Source organism: Anthropogastromicrobium sp. (genome assembly GCF_037349415.1).
GTDB classification, from domain to species: domain Bacteria; phylum Bacillota; class Clostridia; order Lachnospirales; family Lachnospiraceae; genus Anthropogastromicrobium; species Anthropogastromicrobium aceti.
In genome coordinates, this window is sequence record NZ_JAXWCK010000024.1 from 56,201 (window position 1) to 75,834 (window position 19,634).

The following is a 19,634-nucleotide window of genomic DNA, read 5'->3' on the forward strand; positions in this document are numbered from 1 at the left end:
TAGAGATTAAAAAGGAGAAACGTTATGGATAACAAGGCATGGGCACAGGGAGTTGCCAAGAAGATTAAGGAAAAAGAAATTGAAGTAATCAAGAGAAGTGTAAACAAGGTTCCTTATATCGCAAAGAATGGTGTATTTGATGATCTTTCTGAGACAAGACTCGGATGGTGGACCAATGGTTTCTGGGGCGGTATGATGTGGCAGTTGTATCAGGCAACAAAAGAGCCGATTTATAAAGAGGTTGCAGAAAATCTTGAGAAGAAGATGGATTCTGTATTACTTGATTCTAGCGTAATGGATCATGATAGTGGTTTCCGTTGGCTGCCGACTGCAGTAGCAAATTATCGTCTGTTTGGCTCTAAGGAGTCCAGAAACAGAGGTATGATCGCAGCTTCTAACCTTGCAGGACGTTACAATGCAAAGGGTGAGTATATCGTTGCATGGAACTCAAGAGCAGATTGGGCAATCATCGACTGTATGATGAACCTTCCGCTTCTGTACTGGGCATATGAGGAGAGCAAAAATCCGAGCTTCTTACATATCGCTATGAATCATGCTGATACCGCTGCAAAGGTATTTATCCGTCCTGACGGTTCTTCCCGCCATATCGTTGAGTTTGATCCTGTAACAGGCGATTGTAATGGTTCTTACGGCGGACAGGGTATGTCCTATGGTTCTTCTTGGACAAGAGGACAGGGCTGGGCACTGTACGGCTTTACCTTAAGCTATATGCATACAAAGAAGGAGCGTTACTTAGAGACAGCAGAGCGTGTTGCTGATTACTTCATCTCATGTATTCCGGAGAGCGGCCTGATTCCGGTAGACTTCTATCAGGATCCGTCTTGTGATTGGAGAGATGATACTGCAGGAGCGATTGCAGCATGTGGTCTTATCGAGCTGAGCAAGGTAACAAAGAACTGGAAGAAGCAGAAGTACATGGACGCAGCAATCAGACTTCTGAAGGCAATTGATGAGAAGGGCTGTAACTACGATCCAAACGTAGACGAGCTTCTTGAGAAATGTACAGCAGCTTACAACGAGCCAGATCATAACTTCCCAATGATCTACGCAGATTACTACTTCATCGAGGCAATCTGGAAGCTGACAGGAGACGAGCTGTTCATCTGGTAATTTTTTACAACTGAATATTAAAGTAAGCGGTCCGGGGTGGAAACCCTGGGCCGTTTTTTTACAGTTCACGGATCAGTCAATGCTTATAGCAAAGCCCTGAGGTGAATGGCTTTCACGAGCCGGACACTTGGAGCAGGTCTTTCAAAGTAATGTTTGATAATAAAGAATGTAAAAGGAACCTGCGGAGTTTGGTCCGGCGACGAAACCATTGCACCGAAGGACTTTCGTAACATGGTAGCATAACGCGCGAACTGCCTACAGTGCCTCAAGCGGCTTATTGACTTTAAAGAACGTGAATGATATAATCGTAACGAAAAAAGCTAGAATCTACAGGTGGTCTAGAAAGGATATAATACCTATGCAGGGACGTACACACAATTGTGGTCAGTTAAGACTGGCAAATGTCGGCGAGGAAGTAAAGCTTGTCGGCTGGTATGAAAATCTCCGTAAGGTCAGCAAGAATCTTGGATTTTTGATTTTGAGAGACTTTTACGGAACAACACAGATTGTAGTAGAGACAGAGGAAATCATGGAGCAGCTGTCTTCTATCAACTATGAGTCTACAATCGAAATTATTGGAACTGTAAGAGAGCGCAGTTCTAAGAACGCAAATCTTCCAACAGGAGAGATCGAGGTAGTTCCAAGTAAGCTTACAGTTCTTGGAAAGTGCCGTTACAACGAGCTTCCGTTCCAGATTAACCATTCAAAGGAAGCAGATGAGAATGTTCGTCTGAAATATCGTTATCTGGATCTGAGAAATCCGCAGGTTAAGTCGAAGATTGTTTTGAGAAGCAAGGTTGTTGCAGATCTTCGTGCTTCTATGATTGGTCATGATTTTATGGAAATCACAACACCAATCTTGACATGTTCTTCTCCAGAGGGTGCAAGAGATTATCTTGTTCCAGCAAGAAATCATCCGGGCAAGTTTTATGCTCTTCCACAGGCTCCGCAGCAGTTCAAGCAGCTTCTTATGACCTCTGGAATTGACCGTTATTTCCAGATCGCTCCGTGCTTCCGTGATGAGGATGCAAGAGCAGACCGTTCTCCGGGTGAGTTTTATCAGCTTGATATGGAGATGGCATTTGCTGATCAGGAAGACGTATTTGAGATCCTTGAGGATGTCCTTCCGCCAATCTTTGCAAAGTATGGTATTTACCATGAGGCATCAAAGCCGCCGTTTAAGAGAATCCCATATCTTGAGGCAATGGACAAGTATGGTTCTGATAAGCCGGATCTTCGTATCAGTCTGATCGTTCAGGATGCTACAGAAGTGCTTGCAGAATGTGGCTTCGGTCCATTTGCAGGAAATAAGGTAAAGGCAGTCGTTGCTGAAAACTTCAAGGGTACCAGAAAGCAGATCGATAAGATGTGTGCTGATGTTGAGGTAGTAAGCGGTCAGAAGGCATATTGGTTCCGTTTAGATGACAAGGGCGAGCTGACTGGAGGAATCTCCAAGTTTGTTGTTGATCACAAGGATGCAGTTGTGAGCGCACTTGGCTTAAAGGCAGGTGATTTCGTTGCACTGTCTGCAGGCGACTTAAAGACTGCTCAGAAGACAGCAGGTGTCATCCGCAAGACAATCGGTGCTTCTTTCGAAGGCTATATGAAGAAGGATTGCTATGAGTTCTGCTGGGTTGTTGACTTCCCGATGTATGAGATCGGTGAGGAGTCTGGCGAATTAGAGTTCTGCCATAATCCATTCTCTATGCCGCAGGGTGGTTTACAGGCACTTGAGACTATGAATCCGCTTGATATTCTTGCTTACCAGTATGATTTAGTCTGCAATGGCGTAGAGCTTTCATCAGGCGCTGTTCGTAACCACGATCCAGAGATCATGGTTAAGGCATTCCAGTTAGTTGGTCTCGGCGAGGAAGATGTAAAGGCAAAATTCCCGGCTATGTATAACGCATTCTGCTATGGTGCTCCGCCGCATGCAGGAATTGCACCAGGTGTTGACCGTATGATCATGCTGATTGCAGGTGAGGACAGCATCCGTGAAATTATTCCATTCCCAATGAATAAGAATGCACAGGATGTTATGATGGGCGCACCGGCTACAGTAAGCGAGAAGCAGCTGGCAGATGTTCATATTAAAATCGTAGAGGACAAGAAAGACGAGTAAGTTGTTTTCTTGTATATATATTAAGAAGCAGGAGAAAATCGAGACGATTTTCTCCTGCTTCTTTTGACCACCGGGACAGGTACGCTGGCTCTTTTACTGTCCCGGTGGCTCAATCAAGTTTCCTTTTGTGCTGCTAAATAGGAATAAATGCCACCTGCAATTGCAGCACTGACTAACAATACCAGAGAAACAACCGTTAGTAAAGTTCCTTCTAATAAGAAACATAATATCAGAATGATGATACCTGACAACATGAATAAAATACCGCAGAACCGCTGGCTTTTTTTCCAAACGACAACGTTTTTCATGCTCCATGGGGTGCGAAGGCCGATAATGGAATTTCGTTTTAGTTTCGGCATGATATTTCCTAGAATGATGAGGGCAATTCCGAGAACGCCAAATGAAATCTTTGTGAGGGAGAATGGCATATCATTCAGATTTTCTACCTGATGAAAATCGGCATAGAGAAAATAGAAGGTCAAAATATCAAATACCATGATACTTAAAATTCCGGCTACAAAAGTGATCGTGCTGTTATTTTTTTCGCTACCGCTTCCTTTCTTTTCTTGTTCGGCGGCACCTCGGGCTGCAATATACATAAAAAATCCGAAGAATAGTGTAATAATAGGAAAAATAAAAGTCTCAGATTTATTTCCCCAACGTGTAACCTGATTGTTCATTCCATAATGGGCAGGTATCTTATCTGGCAGGAATGGATAAGCCACTACAACCGCAATCAGTGGAAGAAGCATTAAAATAATATACAGCGCTGTGAGTAATTTCTTATTTTTCATTGTTTTTCTCTCCTCTCAATTGAGTAATCCACAAGATCGTTTCGTCCAAAATCGAAAGATCAAGTTCATAATAAATAAAGTTCTTTTCGCGAGTCTCGTAGATCAAGTCTGCTTTTTTTAATTTCGCCAGATGATAGGAGAGTGCCTGTGGCGTCATGCCAAGAGCAATTGCCAGATCACCTGAGCTGATTTTTCCTTCCTTTAACTTTAGCAAAATATTGCGCCGATTTTTATCTGCAAGAGCATCTAGTACTTCTGCAACGGCCAATCTCATCACCTCAAATCTATTTAAAAATTATTTTAAATAGATTCTATACCACAAACCAGCAAAAGTCAAGTATAATAGGGGTGCATCACAAAGTAAGGAGGAACTAACCATGGTTAAAATTGATTTGATTACAGGCTTTCTTGGTTCAGGAAAGACTACTTTCATAAAGAAGTATGCAAAATATTTGATTGACAGCGGTAAAAACATTGGAATTTTGGAAAATGATTATGGTGCTGTCAATGTAGATATGATGCTTTTACAGGATCTGATGGGGGATCAATGTGAACTTGAAATGGTTTCTGGCGGCTGCGATAAGGATTGCCACCGCAGACGTTTTAAGACGAAGCTGATTGCGATGGGTATGTGCGGCTATGACCGTGTGATTGTGGAGCCGTCAGGTATATTTGATGTGGATGAGTTTTTTGATGCACTGAGAGAAGATCCGCTTGATAAATGGTATGAGATAGGAAATGTTATCGCGATTGCCGATGCAGGACTGCCAGAGAAGATGTCAAAGGATGCCGAGTATCTTCTAGGCTCAGAAGCGGCAGATGCAGGTCTTGTTTTTATAAGCAAGCTTGATGAATCATCAAAAGAGCAGGCAGATACTATTCTGCCGCATATAAATCGCGCAATGGAAGCTATTTCTTGTACAAGAAAATTGTCAGAAGAAGATGTTATGAAAAAGAAATGGGATGAGCTTACAAACGATGATTGGAATCGTATTTTAACATGTGGCTACCACACCGAGAGCTGGCAAAAGCGTGATGTCGAAGATGATAAATCATTTTCCTCACTTTCATTTATGAATCTGCCATTAACGAGGGAACAGATTTTAAATGCAGCCACTCAAATTTTGGGAGATCCATCATGTGGTCATGTGCATCGTATCAAGGGCTTTCTTGAGACACCAGATGGTTGGTTTGAATTAAATGCAACTGCCGCACAGCGCCAGCTAAATCCAATCGCAAATGGTCAGCAGATCATTATCGTGATAGGAGAGGGGCTTAATAAAGAAAAAATCGAAGCATATTTGCAAGCATGAAATTATGAACTTGTAAAGTAAAATTTACTCAAAACACAGCGAAAACTATAGGATACCACTAGATTTTTTGCAAAAGATATATTATAATTTATAGACGAGAAAGTTAAAAAACGTGCATATGGCACGAAAACTGTAGGTAAAAGCTGCGCTGGCAGCAGATTGAGGTAAGAATGGAGATTAAAATTGAGAATCTGACGAAGGCATATGGAGACTTCAAAGCTGTTGACAACATGAACCTGAACATTGCAGATGGTGAGTTGGTTGGTCTGCTCGGACCGTCTGGCTGTGGAAAATCCACCACACTGTTCATGCTTGCTGGTTTGAATGATCCGACTTCTGGACACATCTATTTTGGAGGAAAAGATGTAACAAAGGTTGCACCGGAGGATCGTGAGATCGGCCTTGTATTCCAGAACTATGCACTGTATCCGCATATGACTGTTGCGGACAACATCATGTTCCCGTTAATTAACCGTAAGGTTCCCAAAGCAGAGGCAAGAGAGCGTGCCCAAGAGATGGCAAAGCTTGTACAGCTTGATCATCTGATGGACAGAAAGCCTAAGGCTCTTTCAGGTGGTCAGCAGCAGCGTGTTGCAATTGCAAGAGCACTTGTAAAGAAGCCAGAGGTACTACTTTTAGATGAGCCACTCTCAAATCTTGATGCAAAACTTCGTGTTGAGACACGTGAAGAGATTCGCCGCATCCAGCAGGAGGTTGGTATCACCACAATTTTTGTAACTCACGATCAGGAAGAGGCGATGAGTATATCTGACCGCATTGCAGTTATGGAAAAGGGAGTTGTACAGCAGTTCGAGGTACCGCAGAAGATGTACTTAAATCCGGGTAATTTGTTTGTTGCACAGTTTCTTGGTACTCCGCAGATCAATATCTTTGATGTAACTGTTAAGGACGGAAAGATTATGTGCGGTGATGTCGTTCTTCGTGAGGGCTGCAAGGCAGCTGATGGCAACTACAAGGCTGGTGTTCGTCCAGAGGCCTTTAATGTATCAGAAAACGGTATTTTAGTTAAGGCAACTCATGTGCGCATGACAGGAAGAGAGTTACAGCTTCGCGTAGCACTTGCAAAAGAAGAACTTCGTGTGCTAGTTCATTCCGATATGCAGGTTAGTGTCGGCACTGAATTTTGTGTAACTATTCGTGACAACCAGATCCTTTTGTTTGACCAGACAGGAAAGACAGTAGGAAAATATTAATAAGGAGAACCCTATGGAAAAGAAAAGCATGAAGGGCTATCTTTATTTGATGCCCGCATTAATTGTCATTCTTTTATTTACGATTTATCCGTTGATTCGTGCTTTTATTATGAGTTTCATGGAAGATTATAACATGATAAACGGTACGTATGCATCAGTGGGCTTTAGTAATTATGTAAGTATTTTCAAGGATAAATACTTCATTAAGGCATTGACTAATACTGGAATTTATGTTGCATTTGTAGTTCCGTGTTCTATTGCATTATCTCTTTTGATCGCTGTTTTATTAAATAGTAAGATCAAGTTTCAGGGATTTTTCCAGACACTTTACTTTTTGCCATATGTTACAAGTGTTATTGCAATTGGTATTGTTTGGAGATGGATATTTAACGAGCATTATGGTCTGTTAAATCAGATCCTTTCATGGTTTGGCATCAAAGCAATTCCGTGGCTGAACAAGAAGCAGTATGCGCTTCCGGCACTTATTATTTTTAGTATCTGGAAGAGCATGGCATTTGATATTTTAATCTTTTTAGCAGGACTTCAGACCATTTCACCTGATTTGTATAATGCTGCAAAGGTTGACTCAACACCGAAGTGGAGAGTCTTTACAAAGATCACACTTCCTGGTATTATGCCTATGGTATCATACGCGCTTGTAATGGGTATGATAAATGCATTTAAGGTTTATAATGAAGTGTATTCTTTGTTTGCATCAAAGGCAGGTCCGGCAAACAGTGCGATTACCGTTGTTTACTATTTGTACGATAAGTTTTACAATCAGTATGAATACGGTGAAGCATCTGCATCAGCAGTTGTTTTATTTGGAATTATCCTAGTCCTTACCTTCGTTCAGAGGAAGCTGACAGGAAGAAAGGATGGATAAGAGAAAAGATGAATAAAAGAAAAATTGTAAATGTTGTTGCAGAGGTGTTGAAATATGCCATATTGATTGCAGGTGCAATCTTTACGCTTCTTCCGTTTTTGTGGATGATTTTGTCATCACTAAAGACATCAGCGGAGATCACGGCCATTCCGCCTTCCCTCTTCCCGAAGGTACCGCAGTTTTCAAACTTTGCTGAGGCTTGGAAGTCTGCTCCATTTCCACGCTATATTTTTAACACTTTGGTCGTTACTATCGTTTCTACAGCAGGAGTGCTTGTTACTACTGTACTTGCTGCTTATGCATTTGCACGTTTGAATTTTCCAGGAAAGAAGCTCATGCTTTCGTTAATGTTGGCTACACTTATGATTCCAGGAGAAATGTTAATTATTACAAACTTCATTACTATCACAAAGTTAAAATGGATCAATACTTATCAGGCAATGATCGTTCCGTATTTAGCGAGTGTATTCTATATTTACTTGCTGACACAGTTCTTTTCACAGGTACCAGATGCACTTTATCTGGCGGCAAAGGTTGATAAGTGTAATGACTTTAAATATTTGATCAAGATCATGATTCCGATTAATAAGAGTCCGATTACCACGGTATGTATCTTAAATGCAATCGGATGCTGGAACTCTTTTATGTGGCCGTTACTTGTTACAAACAGTAAGGAGATGCGTGTTCTTTCCTATGGACTGATGCAGTTTCAGACAGAGAACGGTTCGTCATATGAGCTTATAATGGCAGCATCTTGTATTTTAGTACTTCCAATTGTTGTTGTTTACCTGATTCTTCGAAAGTACGTCATCGAGGGTGTTACACAGAGTGGTATCAAGGGATAACTTGTTGTGATTATTATGTTAGAAACCGGAAATCCGGATTCTATAGAGAGTACAAATGTACTATTTAGTCCCCATGCCCGAAGAGGGCAAAAGAAAGGAGAAATTCATGAAGTTAAGAAAAGTAAGTGCAGTTTTAATGTCAATGTCTATGGTTGGTGCAATGGCTGTTCCGACATTTGCAGACGAGGCAAAGACTATTGAGCCATGTGAGATCACATTCTGGCACGCAATGAACGGTAAGCAGGAAGAATCTCTGACAGCTCTTACTGATAAGTTCAATGAGGAGAATGAGTACGGTATCACAGTTACACTTGTAAATCAGGGTAACTACAGTGACTTAAGCACAAAGCTGACAGCAAACGCAGCTGCAGATACTTTGCCGGATCTGTCACAGGGCTATAACAACTGGGTAACTGCTTATACTGATAAGATCATTCCGTTAGATGATTTCGTTACCGATGAGGATTTCGATTATGATGATCTGATCGACAGCTACAAGGATGAGTGCGAAGTATATGGCTTTGTTGCATGTGTACCATTCAACAAGAGTACTTACGTTTACTTCTACAATAAGACTCTGTTTGATGAGGTTGGCATTGATGTACCTACCACATGGGATGAGCTGACTGAGGCAGGAAAGAAGTTAAAGGAAGCAAAGGATATTGAAATTCTTGGTGTAGATGATCTTTCAGGCTTCTTAGAGGCATCTCTGCATCAGAATGACTGTGAGTACGTAAGTGAGGACGGCGCTCTGTTTGATAATGAGGCAGGTCTTGAGACAGTTTCTTATATCATGAACCTTTACAACAGCGGCTATGCACGTCTTGTAGGTGAGGACAGCTACTTCTCCAATGTTATCTCCAACCAGATGATCGGCGGTTACATCGGTTCTTGTACTGGTGTTTCTTACATTACTGCAGATGGATGGGAGCTTGGCGTAGCACCTGTTCCGGGCAACAAGGAAAAGGCCGTTAATCAGGCAGGTACTAACATTTATATGTTCAGCACCGATGAAAACAAGCAGAATGCTGCATGGGAATACATGAAGTATCTAACAAGCGTTGATTCCACTATCCAGTGGTCTGAAGAGACAGGATATCTGCCAGTAAGAAAGTCTGCATATGAGACAGATGAATTTAAGAAGTTCATGGACGAGGATAAGACCAACAACTATAAGTCTGCATACGAGCAGTCTCCATACTTCTTCGCTCAGCCAGTATTTGATGGCAGCTATGATGTAATGAATACTGTAAGCACTGTTTTAGAGGATTCTATTCTGGACGAGCTTGAACCAGAAGAAGTTCTTGAGAATCTTGTAACTGAGCTCAACGATAAGTTAGGCGTTGACGGTGTTGCTGCAGAAGAGGAGTCTTCTTCCGTAGCTGAATAAGTTAAAAGTAGGAACATACGGGGGCTGTCAGTTAATGGCAGCTCCTTTTTCATCTTTTAAGGAAAGGAAATTTTATGACAACATTAACATTTTATAATGGATTAAGAGAAATCGGCGGCACGTTTGTTGTAGTTGAAACAGATGAGGCAAGATGCATGTTTGATTTCGGATTTGCAGTAATGGATCGCATGGATGATAAGATTGCAGTGCGCTATAATGAGTGCGCGGCAGATTATGCACGTCTTGGAGTGTTAGCTTCACAGGATGGTATTTATGATGAAGAGACGGCAAAAACATTAGGCCTTGTCAGCTTTGAAAACGACAAGAAGAAAAACTTTTTTGTGATTTCTCATATGCATATCGACCATATGGGAGGTCTTGGCATGCTTGATCAGAATCTTCCAGTTTATATGAGTGAGGATTCTTTAAAGCTATATCGCAGACTTGAGGCTTGCGGTGATATTCAGGTAAAGGGCCATAAAAACTGCATTGGCATCCCATATGGTGAAAGCTTTACCGTAGGTGATATTACAGTTGAAGTAGAGGCGATAGATCATGATGTGATTGGTGCATGCGGATATCGAATTACGACACCGGGGGGAACGATTTGCTATACAGGAGATTATCGTTTCCATGGCTTCCATCCAGAGATTACAAAAGCGTTTGGACAGAAAATGAAGGGTGTGGATGTGCTTATTACCGAGGGTGTTACAGTAAGCTTTGATGATGTGGATATACTTTCTCTTACTAAGCCAGAAGAGCCAGAAAGAAGCGAGGAATGGTTACAAGATACGATATGTAAGGAGTCCACAGAGCAGAAGGGACTTATTATTGTTAACCCATATAATAGAAATGTAGAGCGTCTTCATCATTTGATCATGACAGCACAAAAGACTGGAAGAAAGCTTGTCATGGACGGTGTTCAGGCAGATTATGTGCAGACATTCTATCCAGAGGATGAGATTTTGATGTATGAAAATAGCGTTGGTGCTGATGCTAAGAAGGCAGAGGAGCGTGGCTGGAGTATTATCACAAGAGAGGAACTTCTTTCTAATCCGTCAAAATATATTTTACAGCAGGACTACGTAAACTTTTATGAGCTGATGGATTTAAGTTCTGTAATTACACTTTATATTCATATGGATGGTGCGCCGCTTGGCGATTATGATCCTTCTTTTGGAAAGATGCACCGTATTTTAGATCATATGAACATTCCATACATGAATATTGGAATCGGAGGTCACTCCAGACCATACTATTTAAGAACTATGCTGGATACCATTGCACCGCATATTCTCGTTCCGCTTCACAGCTTCCGTCCGGAGCAGGTAAACACCGCACATGCAGATAAGCGTATCCTGCCAGAGTATGGTGAGTGCTTTGTTTTTGAAAATGGCGAGATGATCTTAAAGAAGAATTAAAATAGGAGCGACATCAAATGAGAATTTTAATTGTAAATGATGATGGAATAAAAGCTCCTGGTATACGAAAGTTGGCTGAACTTTCTATGCAGCTTGGCGAGGTGTGGGTTGTGGCACCAAAGAGCCAGTGCAGCGCGATGTCACAGAGAATTACCTTATTTGAAGATATTGAAGTGACACCTGAATGCTATGATGTAGATGGCGTGCGTGCCTATAGTGTGGGCGGAACTCCGGCAGATTGTGTAAAGGTAGCGCTTGAGTTTTTGATGCCAGAAAAGCCAGACGTTGTATTTTCAGGAATTAACAGTGGTTATAACACTGGAATTGACATTCTTTACTCAGGAACTGTTGGTGCAGCAATGGAGGCGCTTGCAAATGGCATCCGTTCATTTGCTTTTTCTAACAAAAATGATACAAGCTGGGAGACTGTAGACGCATATTTTATTTCGATTGTAAAAGAGCTTCTTGATGAAAATCTTTCAATGGATCGCATTTGGAATGTGAACTTTCCAGGCTGTAAACTTTCAGAGTGTAAGGGAATCTTGCGTGATCGTATCCCTGCAAAGCACCAGTTTTATCAGGACGACTATGTGCGTACAAATCATGCAGACGGCAGTTTCTCACTTCGCTCAAAGGGTGTAATGACAGAAAAGGCAGAGGAGGGGACTGATATCAGTGCGCTTCTCAATAATTTCATATCCATAGGTTCTGTGCGCTGCGCGGCACTTGGATATCAAAAGGACTAGGTTAAATAATGGAAAAAAGAAAAGTAAAAATCTATTATACGTCAGATGTACACGGATATTTCTATCCGACATCATATGGTGACCGAGAGGTAAAACCGATGGGTCTGTTTGCGTGTGCGTCTGAATACAAAAAGGATGACGATACACTTGTGATTGATGGAGGCGATATGCTTCAGGGCTCTGCATATGCCTACTACAGCAGAAATATTCTTGGAAGCTGCGAATATATTGCACAGATGGCAAATGACTGTGGATATGATTTCTATACGCTTGGAAATCATGATTTTAACTATGGTCAGGAATATCAGGCTATTTACCGCAATAACCATAAAGGTACTTGTGTATGTGAGAATGTGCTTGACAGCGAGGGAAATATTCTTTATCCGCATATGATTCACATGATGAAAAACGGTGTGAAGGTCGGACTAGTCGGTATCGTAACTGATTATATCAATGTGTGGGAGAAAAAAGAAAATCTCGTTGGCATTCAGGTGGTTGATCCGTTTGAGGCTGCAAAAAAAGCATTAGAAGATTTACAGGGCAAGGTTGATCTGACGATATGTATTTATCATGGCGGCTTTGAGAGTGATTTAGAGACTGGAAAACGTTTGTCAGGAACGACTGAGAATATCGGTTACAAAATCTGTACTGAACTTGGCTTTGATGTACTATTAACAGGTCATCAGCACATGCCGGTGGCAGGAAGAATGGTTAACGGCACTTACACACTTCAGCCGCTTGCAAATGGCAGAGAATATGCTTATGTAGAGATTGATCTCGAGAAGGCAAAGGCTTCTGGAAACGCAACTTATCCGGCAACAATTACCTCCATCAATTCAAAGAAGGTTCAGCCAAACCCTGATAATGCAAAGGAATTGTGTGGGAAGTACAGTTTTGTGGAGGCTAAGGTACAGGAGTGGCTTGATGAGCCGCTTGGTCATCTAAGCAGACCGCTTTACCCAGAGGACAAGGTGAAAATGGCATTAGAAGGAAGTGGTATTGCCGATTTGATTAATCGCATACAGCTTGATGTATCTGGGGCACAGCTGTCCATAGTTGGACTTGCAAATGATATTGTGGGCTTTAATGCTTGTGTAACAACAAGAGATATAATTGCCACATATCCATTCCCCAATACTCTTGTAGTATGCCGTATCACAGGAGAGAAGTTAAGAGCAGCTATGGAACGTGCCGCAGAATATTTCGAGATCGACGAAAATGGCAAAGTAGTAGTAGCAAAGAGCTTCCTTTCTCCGAAGGTCGAGCATTATAATTATGATTACTTTGCAGGTGTTACGTGGGAGATCCACCCAGAGGCACCGATGGGAAGTCGCATTCAGAATCTGTGTTACCAGGGAAAGCCAGTGCAGCCTGATGATGAGTTTACACTGTGCATGAATAATTACCGTTACAGTGGTGCAGGCGGCTATCCGATGTATCCAACATGCCCATTGGTAAAGGAAATTAATACAGAGATGGTAGAGATTATAATGGATTATTTCCGTACACATGGCACAGTTGCCATTGATTCTGAGAAAAAATGAAAATAGGTGTATAATAAATGTCAATTGGGAAAGAATACAGATGAAGCTAATTGTATAAAATGTTGACGAAATCTGAAATCTTTCCCAATTGTTTTGTAAAACTTAATGAATATGTAAAGAAAATGTAAGATTTTGTCAAATTTGCTTGACTTTTATCGCGTGTTGTATTATACTAAGCACATGTTGATGAGAACAACATACAAAATAAAAACGCGCTTCTAGCTCAGTTGGTAGAGCACCTGACTCTTAATCAGGGTGTCCAGGGTTCGAACCCCTGGAGGCGCATCAAGTACCGGTTTTGGAGACATATGAGCTCTGGGGTCGGTGCTTTTTTTGTGCTTTCCAGACTGTATGCACGAGGAGAGCGAAAAAAATAAATTGACATAAAAACTCCGTGCGCTATAATAGTTAAGAAGAGTTTTGCATTATAAAAATAGTGCAATTAGACTATATTCGTGTGGGGGAAGGAATGAAAACTCGAAAAACAGAACAAAATGCGCGCAAAAATTATAAAAAAGCATATTTTTTGATGATTGTCGCGTCTACAATCCTTTTTTTGACAGCAATCGGATGCCAAAAGAAGGTTGATACAAGCTTAAAAGCACAGTCTTCTATAGTGGAGTATACATGTATTTCAGATTCTGACAGTGATAAAAGCTTTTATGTAATTTTAAAGAATTACCATGGAGTCTACTGGGAGACGGTGATAGAAGGCGTATCAAAAGCGGCAAATGAAATAGATGCATCTGTATATCTTGGCGGAATCGACAATGAGACTGATATTGAAGGTCAGATTAAATTGATTGATGAAGCAATAGAAAGCGGTGCGAGTGGAATTTTGCTTGCACCGGCAACCTCGGATGAGCTTGTGGAAAGCTGTAAAAAAGCAAGGGAGAGTGGGATATATGTGGCATTGATTGATTCTTCCATTAATCAATGCGAATTTGATGCCTGCTATATGACAGATAATGTAAATGCAGGACAGATGGCGGCAAAGGAAATGCTTGGTTTATTAAAGGAAGCAGGCAATTTGCCGTCAGAGGAGCTTGAAGTAGGCATTATGCTGTCATCTGATACGTCACAGGCGATGATAAATCGCGTATCAGGTTTTTTAGAATACTGGTCTTTGCATTCACCGGCAAAATGGGAGATTGCACAGGACATTTACTTAAATGGCGGTAATGTAGAAAAAGCGCAGTCTGATGCGAAGAAGCTTATTGATCAGCATGAAAACCTGAAAGGTATTTTTGGGTGTAACAATACATCAACCATCGGCATAGCAAATGAGCTTTTAGAAGAAAATAGAAAAGATATTGTTTTAGTTGGTTTTGATATGGCAGATATTACGGTTCAGATCATTCAAAATCCGGATTATTTTGCAGGAACACTTATGCAGAGACAGGATCAAATGGGGTATCTTGGTCTTACTGCTTTATATGATTTTGTAAGTGGAAGTAGGTATGAACAAAAGTATTTTGATACTGGAGTGGTACTGATTGATGCGGATTATCTTAGTGGGAGGGAATGATCGTGAAGGATCGAAGAAAGAGCAAAAAAAAGAGAAGAGGAATGCTCGTATTATATCTAGTAGTGTGTACTGCTGTAATTGTAATAGCCTATTTTCATCTAACGAAGATTGCAAAGGATTATAATACAGAGCATTTGGAGTTAATCAGTGGATTATATGCTGAAAAGATGAATGAAACTATAGATTATCTTCAAAGCTATGCAAAGGAAAATGTCAAAACAGTACGAAATATAGAGGATAAAGAGCCAGAGGAGATACTAGCGCGTTTGGAGCGCGATCTTGATCAGACTGTTTTTTGTGATATAGGTTTTTTTATGAAAGACGGTGAGATCTATGGCGGTGCCTGTGCGGTGGCTGATCTTAAAAAGAATGGATTGGACAAACAGGTAAAAAAAGCAGAAGAATCATTTGTTTCTGAACCATATCAGTCAAGCAAGAATGGTGGTATGGTTATGACGGTTGTTGCTATGGCGCCAGATGATGACAGAATAGATGCACTTTATGTATCTGTTATGATAGAAAATTTAAAAAAGCTTGGGATTTATGAGCTTTTACAGGGCAAAGTCAGCGTTCATCTGCTAAAGGCAGATTCGGAAAATTATATTACATGTATTAGCGGTAAAGAATCAACATCAGGTATATGGAATAATCTGCTTCTTCAGCAAAAATATTTTCGCTATTACAATGGATATTCTTACAATGATTGGATGCTTGATATGCGCATGGGGGTAAAAGAAGGCAGATTTACAGCAAATGTTAGAGGCGAGGACGCAACTATTTCATATCGAAGTATTTCGAGTATGCCGGGATGGTATATTATAGTACAGCTGGCAAATAAAAAAATTTCTAATATTACACAGTATTTTTCTGCTTGGGGTGTTGTGTATGGAAGCATCCTCATGTTATTTACGATATTGTATATGCTTACAATTCTTCTTATGGAAAAGAAGGATAAGGAAATTTATAAAGGATTGTCTGATACTGATGCACTCACAGGGCTTTTTAACCGCAGAGCATTTCAGGCAGCTGTGGATGAAACTCTTTTAAAGAGGATATCAGGCGTTTTTATTTTTATTGATGTGGATAACTTTAAGGATTATAATGATAAATATGGTCACGCTAATGGAGATTTGTGCCTGAAGCATTTTGCAGCTGCTATGAAAAAATGTTTCCCTAAGGATAGTATTCTTGGCCGCTATGGAGGAGATGAGTTTGTTGTTTACATAAAGAATGCTGCGTCAGATGCTGCTCATAGATATATGGACGAATTTCAAAGGGAAATTTCTCATTTGATGATGTCAGGCGGTGAGCATGTCACGGTGTCTGCCAGTGCAGGAGGAGTAGCTTTTGCTGGCGAAGGTGAGGATTTTGTATCGTTGTGCAGAAGTGCGGACAACATGCTTTATGATGTGAAACGAAATGGAAAAGGCACTTTTAAAATGAAGGGTGCGAAGTAAGAGGATAAGAAATTAAGGAAATTAAGAGACTAAAGAAATTAAGAACCCTAAGAGATTAAGAAATCTAAAAGATTAACAGACGTAAATTTAATGGAGAACATATGGAAAAACGGACAGGAATTTCCCTTCATGGAAATGTTGATATTAGTTATGTAAAGAGTTTTGAACTGCACGACATGGCAGTGCAGCATTATCATGAAGGATTTGAGATTTATTTTCAGGTAGATGGAAACCGCTTTTTCTTTTTGAAAGATAAGCAATATCTTTTAAAGAGGGGAGATATCGTTGTTTTGCTTCCATATGAACTCCATTATGGGGCAAGTGCGCAGCAGACGTACTATGAGCGGTATACGGTTAATTTTAAGGAAGCCTATTTTGAAACAGTTCTGGGCAATGAGGGAAAGCGTCTGCTTTTAAAGCTTCATGCAGGTGTGATGACACTGACAAAAGAACAGACAATACAAATGGAAGCGTTATTTCAAGATTTGTACAGCCGCAAAAAGAAAAAAAGTGTGTTGGACGAGAAGATTTTTTGTTGTGAGCTTGTGTTAATTCTTTCGCGAATTGTTGATTTTTGCAAGGAGCAGGAAACACAGGCGCACCGCCTTCCGAGTACGCTTACTTGTACGATTGACTATATAAACGATAATTGCGAAAAAAAGCTTACCTTGGATGAAATCGCAGAACAGTCCCATCTTGACAAATATTATCTGAGTCATTTATTTAAAAAGAATATGGGTGTTTCTGTTATGAATTATCTTACACATGTCAGAGCACAAAAAGCATACCATTATTTAAATCTGCCTAATATGAGTGTAGAACAGGTGGCTCAGAAGTCGGGATTCGCCAATTATGGGGCGATGGAGCGGGCATTCGAGAAAATTTATGCAGCTACGCCTATGCAGATTAAACAAAAAGAGAAAAATGAAAAAGCGAAAAGCCAAAAAAACTAAAACAAAAAAAGCGAAAAGTAAAAAAAGATTAGAATAAAAAAGATCAAAACAAAAAAAGATGAAGACGAAAAATTGAAAGCAGGAAAGACAATAAAGAGAGAAAAAATAGCATAAAAAAGCAACAAATAAAGAAAAAAGTCCCCCTAAAAAATGATAACATGAAACCAGTCAAATAAAACAGGATGCAATCTTTCGGCAAATGAAATCGGGAAAAGTAGGAACGCTGAAAGAAAAGGCTACTGTAATTAGGGAGGTTTTCATGTGCAATAATTTTAAAATAACTGATTTTGCTGCCATACAAATGGCAATTGATGCATGTGCAGCGGCTGGAGGTGGAACTGTTCTTATCCCGGAGGGCGAATGGCACACAGGGCCAATCCGCTTAAAAAGCCATGTTCATATCCAATTCGAGACAGGTGCAAAGCTTGTTTTCAGTGGTGCATTTGAGGAGTATCTTCCGGCAGTGTTTACCCGGTGGGAGGGAATTGAATGCTATAATTATTCGCCTCTTATCTATGCATTTCGGTGTGAGGATATCAACATAATCGGTGATGGTGTACTCTATGGAAATGGAGAGAAGTGGTGGCCATGGAAAAAACTTCAGCAGGAAGCCGCGAATGAGTTGTGCTATGCACAGGCAAATGGAATGCCAGTCGAAAAGCGAATCTACGCAACCGAAAAGGCAGCGCTTCGCCCTTCGTTTATCCAATTTATTCATTGTCAGGATATTGTTCTGTCCGACTTTACGATACAGGATGGCCCACAGTGGACGATTCATCCGGTGTACTGCGACCATGTAATCGTGCGAAATGTAACTGTTCTTTCAAAAGGACCAAATACAGATGGACTGAACCCGGATTCCTGTAATGATGTCCTGATCGAAGGCTGTCATTTTGAGACAGGTGACGACTGCATCGCAATCAATGCCGGTATGAATGAGGATGGTTGGCGAGTGGGACGTGTGTGTAAAAACATTACCATCAGAAACTGTACGATGAATGGTGGCCATGGTGGCGTCGTAATCGGAAGTGCGATATCAGGTGGCGTTGAAAATGTTCATGTATCGAATTGCATCATTAAAAATACGATGCAGGGCATCCGAATAAAGACAATGCGTGGCAGAGGTGGATTTATCAAAAATGCGATGTTTTCCGATATTGAGATCAATGAGGTATCCGATCAGGCGATACAGATCAATTCTTTCTATGAATTCAGCACAGTAAAACCGCTGACCAATACGCCATCAGAACTGACCGATATCACAATCGAGCGTGTACATGGTTGTGGTGCAGGCAGTGCGATTGAAATCAAAGGATTGCCAGAAAAGTCACTGAAGAATATTGTGTTAAAGGATATTGATTTAACGGCAAAAAAGGGAATAACGGTACTGGATACCGACAGTATTCAGATTGAAAATGTGAGAGTGGAACAAGAATAATGTAAGAGCAAAAGTAAGATGAGAGTAAAGTGAGAATAAGATAAGAATAGCGTTCGAATAAAAGAAAAATACAGTAAAAATAAAGCGAAAATATAGGAGGAAAAATATGCTGCGCTTATTTAAAACACATGAAGTTCGACCATGTACAGAGTTAGAAGGGCTCTGGGATTTTACAATGGAAGGAAATGAGAAACAATATCGGATGATGGTTCCAGGATGCATTGAACAACATCCAGATTTCTTGGATAAAAGAGGAATTGGCTGCTATACAAGAAAAATTGAAGTAGCACAGGATGGAAATCTTCGCTTTGAGTTTAAGGGAGTGAGCCATACAGCAGATGTCTACTTAGATAATGAAAAACTGGTTCATCATTACAATGCATTTACTCCATTTTCTGCAATCGCAAAGAATGTTCAGGCCGGAGTACATGAGTTAAAGGTGTATGTAGACAATCGTTTTACGCCGGAATCTGCCCTGCATGTTCCAAATGATTATTATACGTATGGCGGCATCACAAGACCAGTGGCAGTTGAACAGCTTAAGGATGTTTATATTAAAAATGTGCAGTTTGAGCCAATATATCAGGAAATGGGTGGTTGGAAAGCTCGAATCCGAATTATACTTTCAAATATATCGAAGGAAAAACATAGTGTGTCGCTTAGAGCGGTTCTTGCTCCGGATTGTTTGTATGAGGAAGATGGAACTCGTATGAATTTTCTAGACAAGAAGATGGGCGAAGCCCAAAATGTGAAAGAACTTTCCTGTTGCAAAACAATTGCAGCGGAAGAGGAATTGGTGTTTGAGACAGAGGCATTTTTTGACGGTATTCAGCTGTGGAGCAGTAAATATCC

General features: G+C 40.7%; 17 protein-coding genes and 1 tRNA gene. 16 read left to right on the plus strand and 2 right to left on the minus strand.

Annotated elements, in window-relative coordinates:
• The first annotated feature begins 24 nt into the window (after positions 1 to 24).
• Positions 25 to 1,131 (plus strand): glycoside hydrolase family 88 protein, encoded by a 1,107-nt coding sequence (locus tag WJP93_RS03755; RefSeq protein WP_337546983.1) that lies wholly within the window; start codon positions 25 to 27, stop codon positions 1,129 to 1,131.
• A gap of 358 nt (positions 1,132 to 1,489) precedes the next feature.
• The gene (aspS, locus tag WJP93_RS03760; protein ID WP_227100072.1) at positions 1,490 to 3,253 is read left to right on the plus strand and encodes an aspartate--tRNA ligase; all 1,764 of its coding nucleotides are present in this window, start codon (positions 1,490 to 1,492) and stop codon (positions 3,251 to 3,253) included.
• Between the two features lie 113 nt (positions 3,254 to 3,366).
• On the opposite strand, the gene WJP93_RS03765 is transcribed toward aspS, so the two are convergent.
• Complete coding sequence (locus WJP93_RS03765; protein WP_337546986.1) at positions 3,367 to 4,047, minus strand: SdpI family protein; 681 nt, start codon at positions 4,045 to 4,047, stop codon at positions 3,367 to 3,369.
• A complete protein-coding gene (locus WJP93_RS03770) occupies positions 4,037 to 4,321 on the minus strand; it encodes a metalloregulator ArsR/SmtB family transcription factor (RefSeq protein WP_308731250.1) in 285 nt (94 codons plus the stop codon). The genes WJP93_RS03765 and WJP93_RS03770 overlap by 11 nt, the downstream gene beginning before the upstream one ends.
• Positions 4,322 to 4,424: 103 nt before the next feature.
• Between WJP93_RS03770 and WJP93_RS03775 the strand changes: the two genes are divergently transcribed.
• The 14 genes from WJP93_RS03775 to WJP93_RS03840 form a co-directional block, all read left to right on the plus strand.
• Positions 4,425 to 5,360: a GTP-binding protein gene (locus WJP93_RS03775; RefSeq protein WP_337546989.1), complete on the plus strand. Its 936-nt coding sequence runs from the start codon at positions 4,425 to 4,427 to the stop codon at positions 5,358 to 5,360.
• 170 nt (positions 5,361 to 5,530) lie between these two features.
• Positions 5,531 to 6,574 carry an ABC transporter ATP-binding protein gene (locus WJP93_RS03780; protein ID WP_337546991.1) on the plus strand — a complete coding sequence of 348 codons (1,044 nt, stop codon included), beginning with the start codon at positions 5,531 to 5,533 and terminating at the stop codon, positions 6,572 to 6,574.
• Positions 6,575 to 6,587: 13 nt separating this feature from the next.
• Positions 6,588 to 7,460, plus strand: coding sequence for a sugar ABC transporter permease (locus WJP93_RS03785; protein WP_262537624.1), 873 nt, complete (start codon positions 6,588 to 6,590; stop codon positions 7,458 to 7,460).
• Positions 7,461 to 7,468: 8 nt separating this feature from the next.
• Positions 7,469 to 8,305 carry a carbohydrate ABC transporter permease gene (locus WJP93_RS03790; RefSeq protein WP_337546994.1) on the plus strand — a complete coding sequence of 279 codons (837 nt, stop codon included), beginning with the start codon at positions 7,469 to 7,471 and terminating at the stop codon, positions 8,303 to 8,305.
• A gap of 106 nt (positions 8,306 to 8,411) precedes the next feature.
• Positions 8,412 to 9,695: an ABC transporter substrate-binding protein gene (locus WJP93_RS03795; RefSeq protein ID WP_066559787.1), complete on the plus strand. Its 1,284-nt coding sequence runs from the start codon at positions 8,412 to 8,414 to the stop codon at positions 9,693 to 9,695.
• A 74-nt stretch (positions 9,696 to 9,769) separates the two neighbouring features.
• On the plus strand, positions 9,770 to 11,116 hold the full coding sequence (locus tag WJP93_RS03800) for an MBL fold metallo-hydrolase (RefSeq protein ID WP_337546997.1): 1,347 nt from the start codon (positions 9,770 to 9,772) through the stop codon (positions 11,114 to 11,116).
• A gap of 17 nt (positions 11,117 to 11,133) precedes the next feature.
• Positions 11,134 to 11,862, plus strand: coding sequence for a 5'/3'-nucleotidase SurE (gene surE / locus WJP93_RS03805; protein ID WP_337546998.1), 729 nt, complete (start codon positions 11,134 to 11,136; stop codon positions 11,860 to 11,862).
• Positions 11,863 to 11,870: 8 nt separating this feature from the next.
• Complete coding sequence (locus WJP93_RS03810; RefSeq protein ID WP_337546999.1) at positions 11,871 to 13,406, plus strand: bifunctional UDP-sugar hydrolase/5'-nucleotidase; 1,536 nt, start codon at positions 11,871 to 11,873, stop codon at positions 13,404 to 13,406.
• A gap of 212 nt (positions 13,407 to 13,618) precedes the next feature.
• Positions 13,619 to 13,691, plus strand: a tRNA-Lys gene (locus WJP93_RS03815).
• A 184-nt stretch (positions 13,692 to 13,875) separates the two neighbouring features.
• Positions 13,876 to 14,934 (plus strand): substrate-binding domain-containing protein, encoded by a 1,059-nt coding sequence (locus tag WJP93_RS03820; RefSeq protein WP_337547000.1) that lies wholly within the window; start codon positions 13,876 to 13,878, stop codon positions 14,932 to 14,934.
• A 2-nt stretch (positions 14,935 to 14,936) separates the two neighbouring features.
• The gene (locus WJP93_RS03825) at positions 14,937 to 16,391 is read left to right on the plus strand and encodes a GGDEF domain-containing protein (RefSeq protein ID WP_337547002.1); all 1,455 of its coding nucleotides are present in this window, start codon (positions 14,937 to 14,939) and stop codon (positions 16,389 to 16,391) included.
• A 101-nt stretch (positions 16,392 to 16,492) separates the two neighbouring features.
• The gene (locus WJP93_RS03830) at positions 16,493 to 17,344 is read left to right on the plus strand and encodes a helix-turn-helix domain-containing protein (protein WP_227100062.1); all 852 of its coding nucleotides are present in this window, start codon (positions 16,493 to 16,495) and stop codon (positions 17,342 to 17,344) included.
• A 259-nt stretch (positions 17,345 to 17,603) separates the two neighbouring features.
• Positions 17,604 to 18,782, plus strand: a complete 1,179-nt coding sequence (locus tag WJP93_RS03835) for a glycoside hydrolase family 28 protein (RefSeq protein WP_337547004.1) — start codon at positions 17,604 to 17,606, stop codon at positions 18,780 to 18,782.
• 106 nt (positions 18,783 to 18,888) lie between these two features.
• Positions 18,889 to 19,634: sugar-binding domain-containing protein (locus WJP93_RS03840; RefSeq protein WP_337547005.1), on the plus strand; the 746-nt coding region annotated here is incomplete at its 3' end.

Coding starts and splice junctions, on each gene's coding strand:
- WJP93_RS03755 (WP_337546983.1), top strand. CDS start 25: ATGGATAACAAGGCATGGGCACAGGGAGTTGCCAAGAAGATTAAGGAA.
- aspS (WP_227100072.1), top strand. CDS start 1,490: ATGCAGGGACGTACACACAATTGTGGTCAGTTAAGACTGGCAAATGTC.
- WJP93_RS03765 (WP_337546986.1), bottom strand. CDS start 4,047: ATGAAAAATAAGAAATTACTCACAGCGCTGTATATTATTTTAATGCTT.
- WJP93_RS03770 (WP_308731250.1), bottom strand. CDS start 4,321: ATGAGATTGGCCGTTGCAGAAGTACTAGATGCTCTTGCAGATAAAAAT.
- WJP93_RS03775 (WP_337546989.1), top strand. CDS start 4,425: ATGGTTAAAATTGATTTGATTACAGGCTTTCTTGGTTCAGGAAAGACT.
- WJP93_RS03780 (WP_337546991.1), top strand. CDS start 5,531: ATGGAGATTAAAATTGAGAATCTGACGAAGGCATATGGAGACTTCAAA.
- WJP93_RS03785 (WP_262537624.1), top strand. CDS start 6,588: ATGGAAAAGAAAAGCATGAAGGGCTATCTTTATTTGATGCCCGCATTA.
- WJP93_RS03790 (WP_337546994.1), top strand. CDS start 7,469: ATGAATAAAAGAAAAATTGTAAATGTTGTTGCAGAGGTGTTGAAATAT.
- WJP93_RS03795 (WP_066559787.1), top strand. CDS start 8,412: ATGAAGTTAAGAAAAGTAAGTGCAGTTTTAATGTCAATGTCTATGGTT.
- WJP93_RS03800 (WP_337546997.1), top strand. CDS start 9,770: ATGACAACATTAACATTTTATAATGGATTAAGAGAAATCGGCGGCACG.
- surE (WP_337546998.1), top strand. CDS start 11,134: ATGAGAATTTTAATTGTAAATGATGATGGAATAAAAGCTCCTGGTATA.
- WJP93_RS03810 (WP_337546999.1), top strand. CDS start 11,871: ATGGAAAAAAGAAAAGTAAAAATCTATTATACGTCAGATGTACACGGA.
- WJP93_RS03820 (WP_337547000.1), top strand. CDS start 13,876: ATGAAAACTCGAAAAACAGAACAAAATGCGCGCAAAAATTATAAAAAA.
- WJP93_RS03830 (WP_227100062.1), top strand. CDS start 16,493: ATGGAAAAACGGACAGGAATTTCCCTTCATGGAAATGTTGATATTAGT.
- WJP93_RS03835 (WP_337547004.1), top strand. CDS start 17,604: ATGTGCAATAATTTTAAAATAACTGATTTTGCTGCCATACAAATGGCA.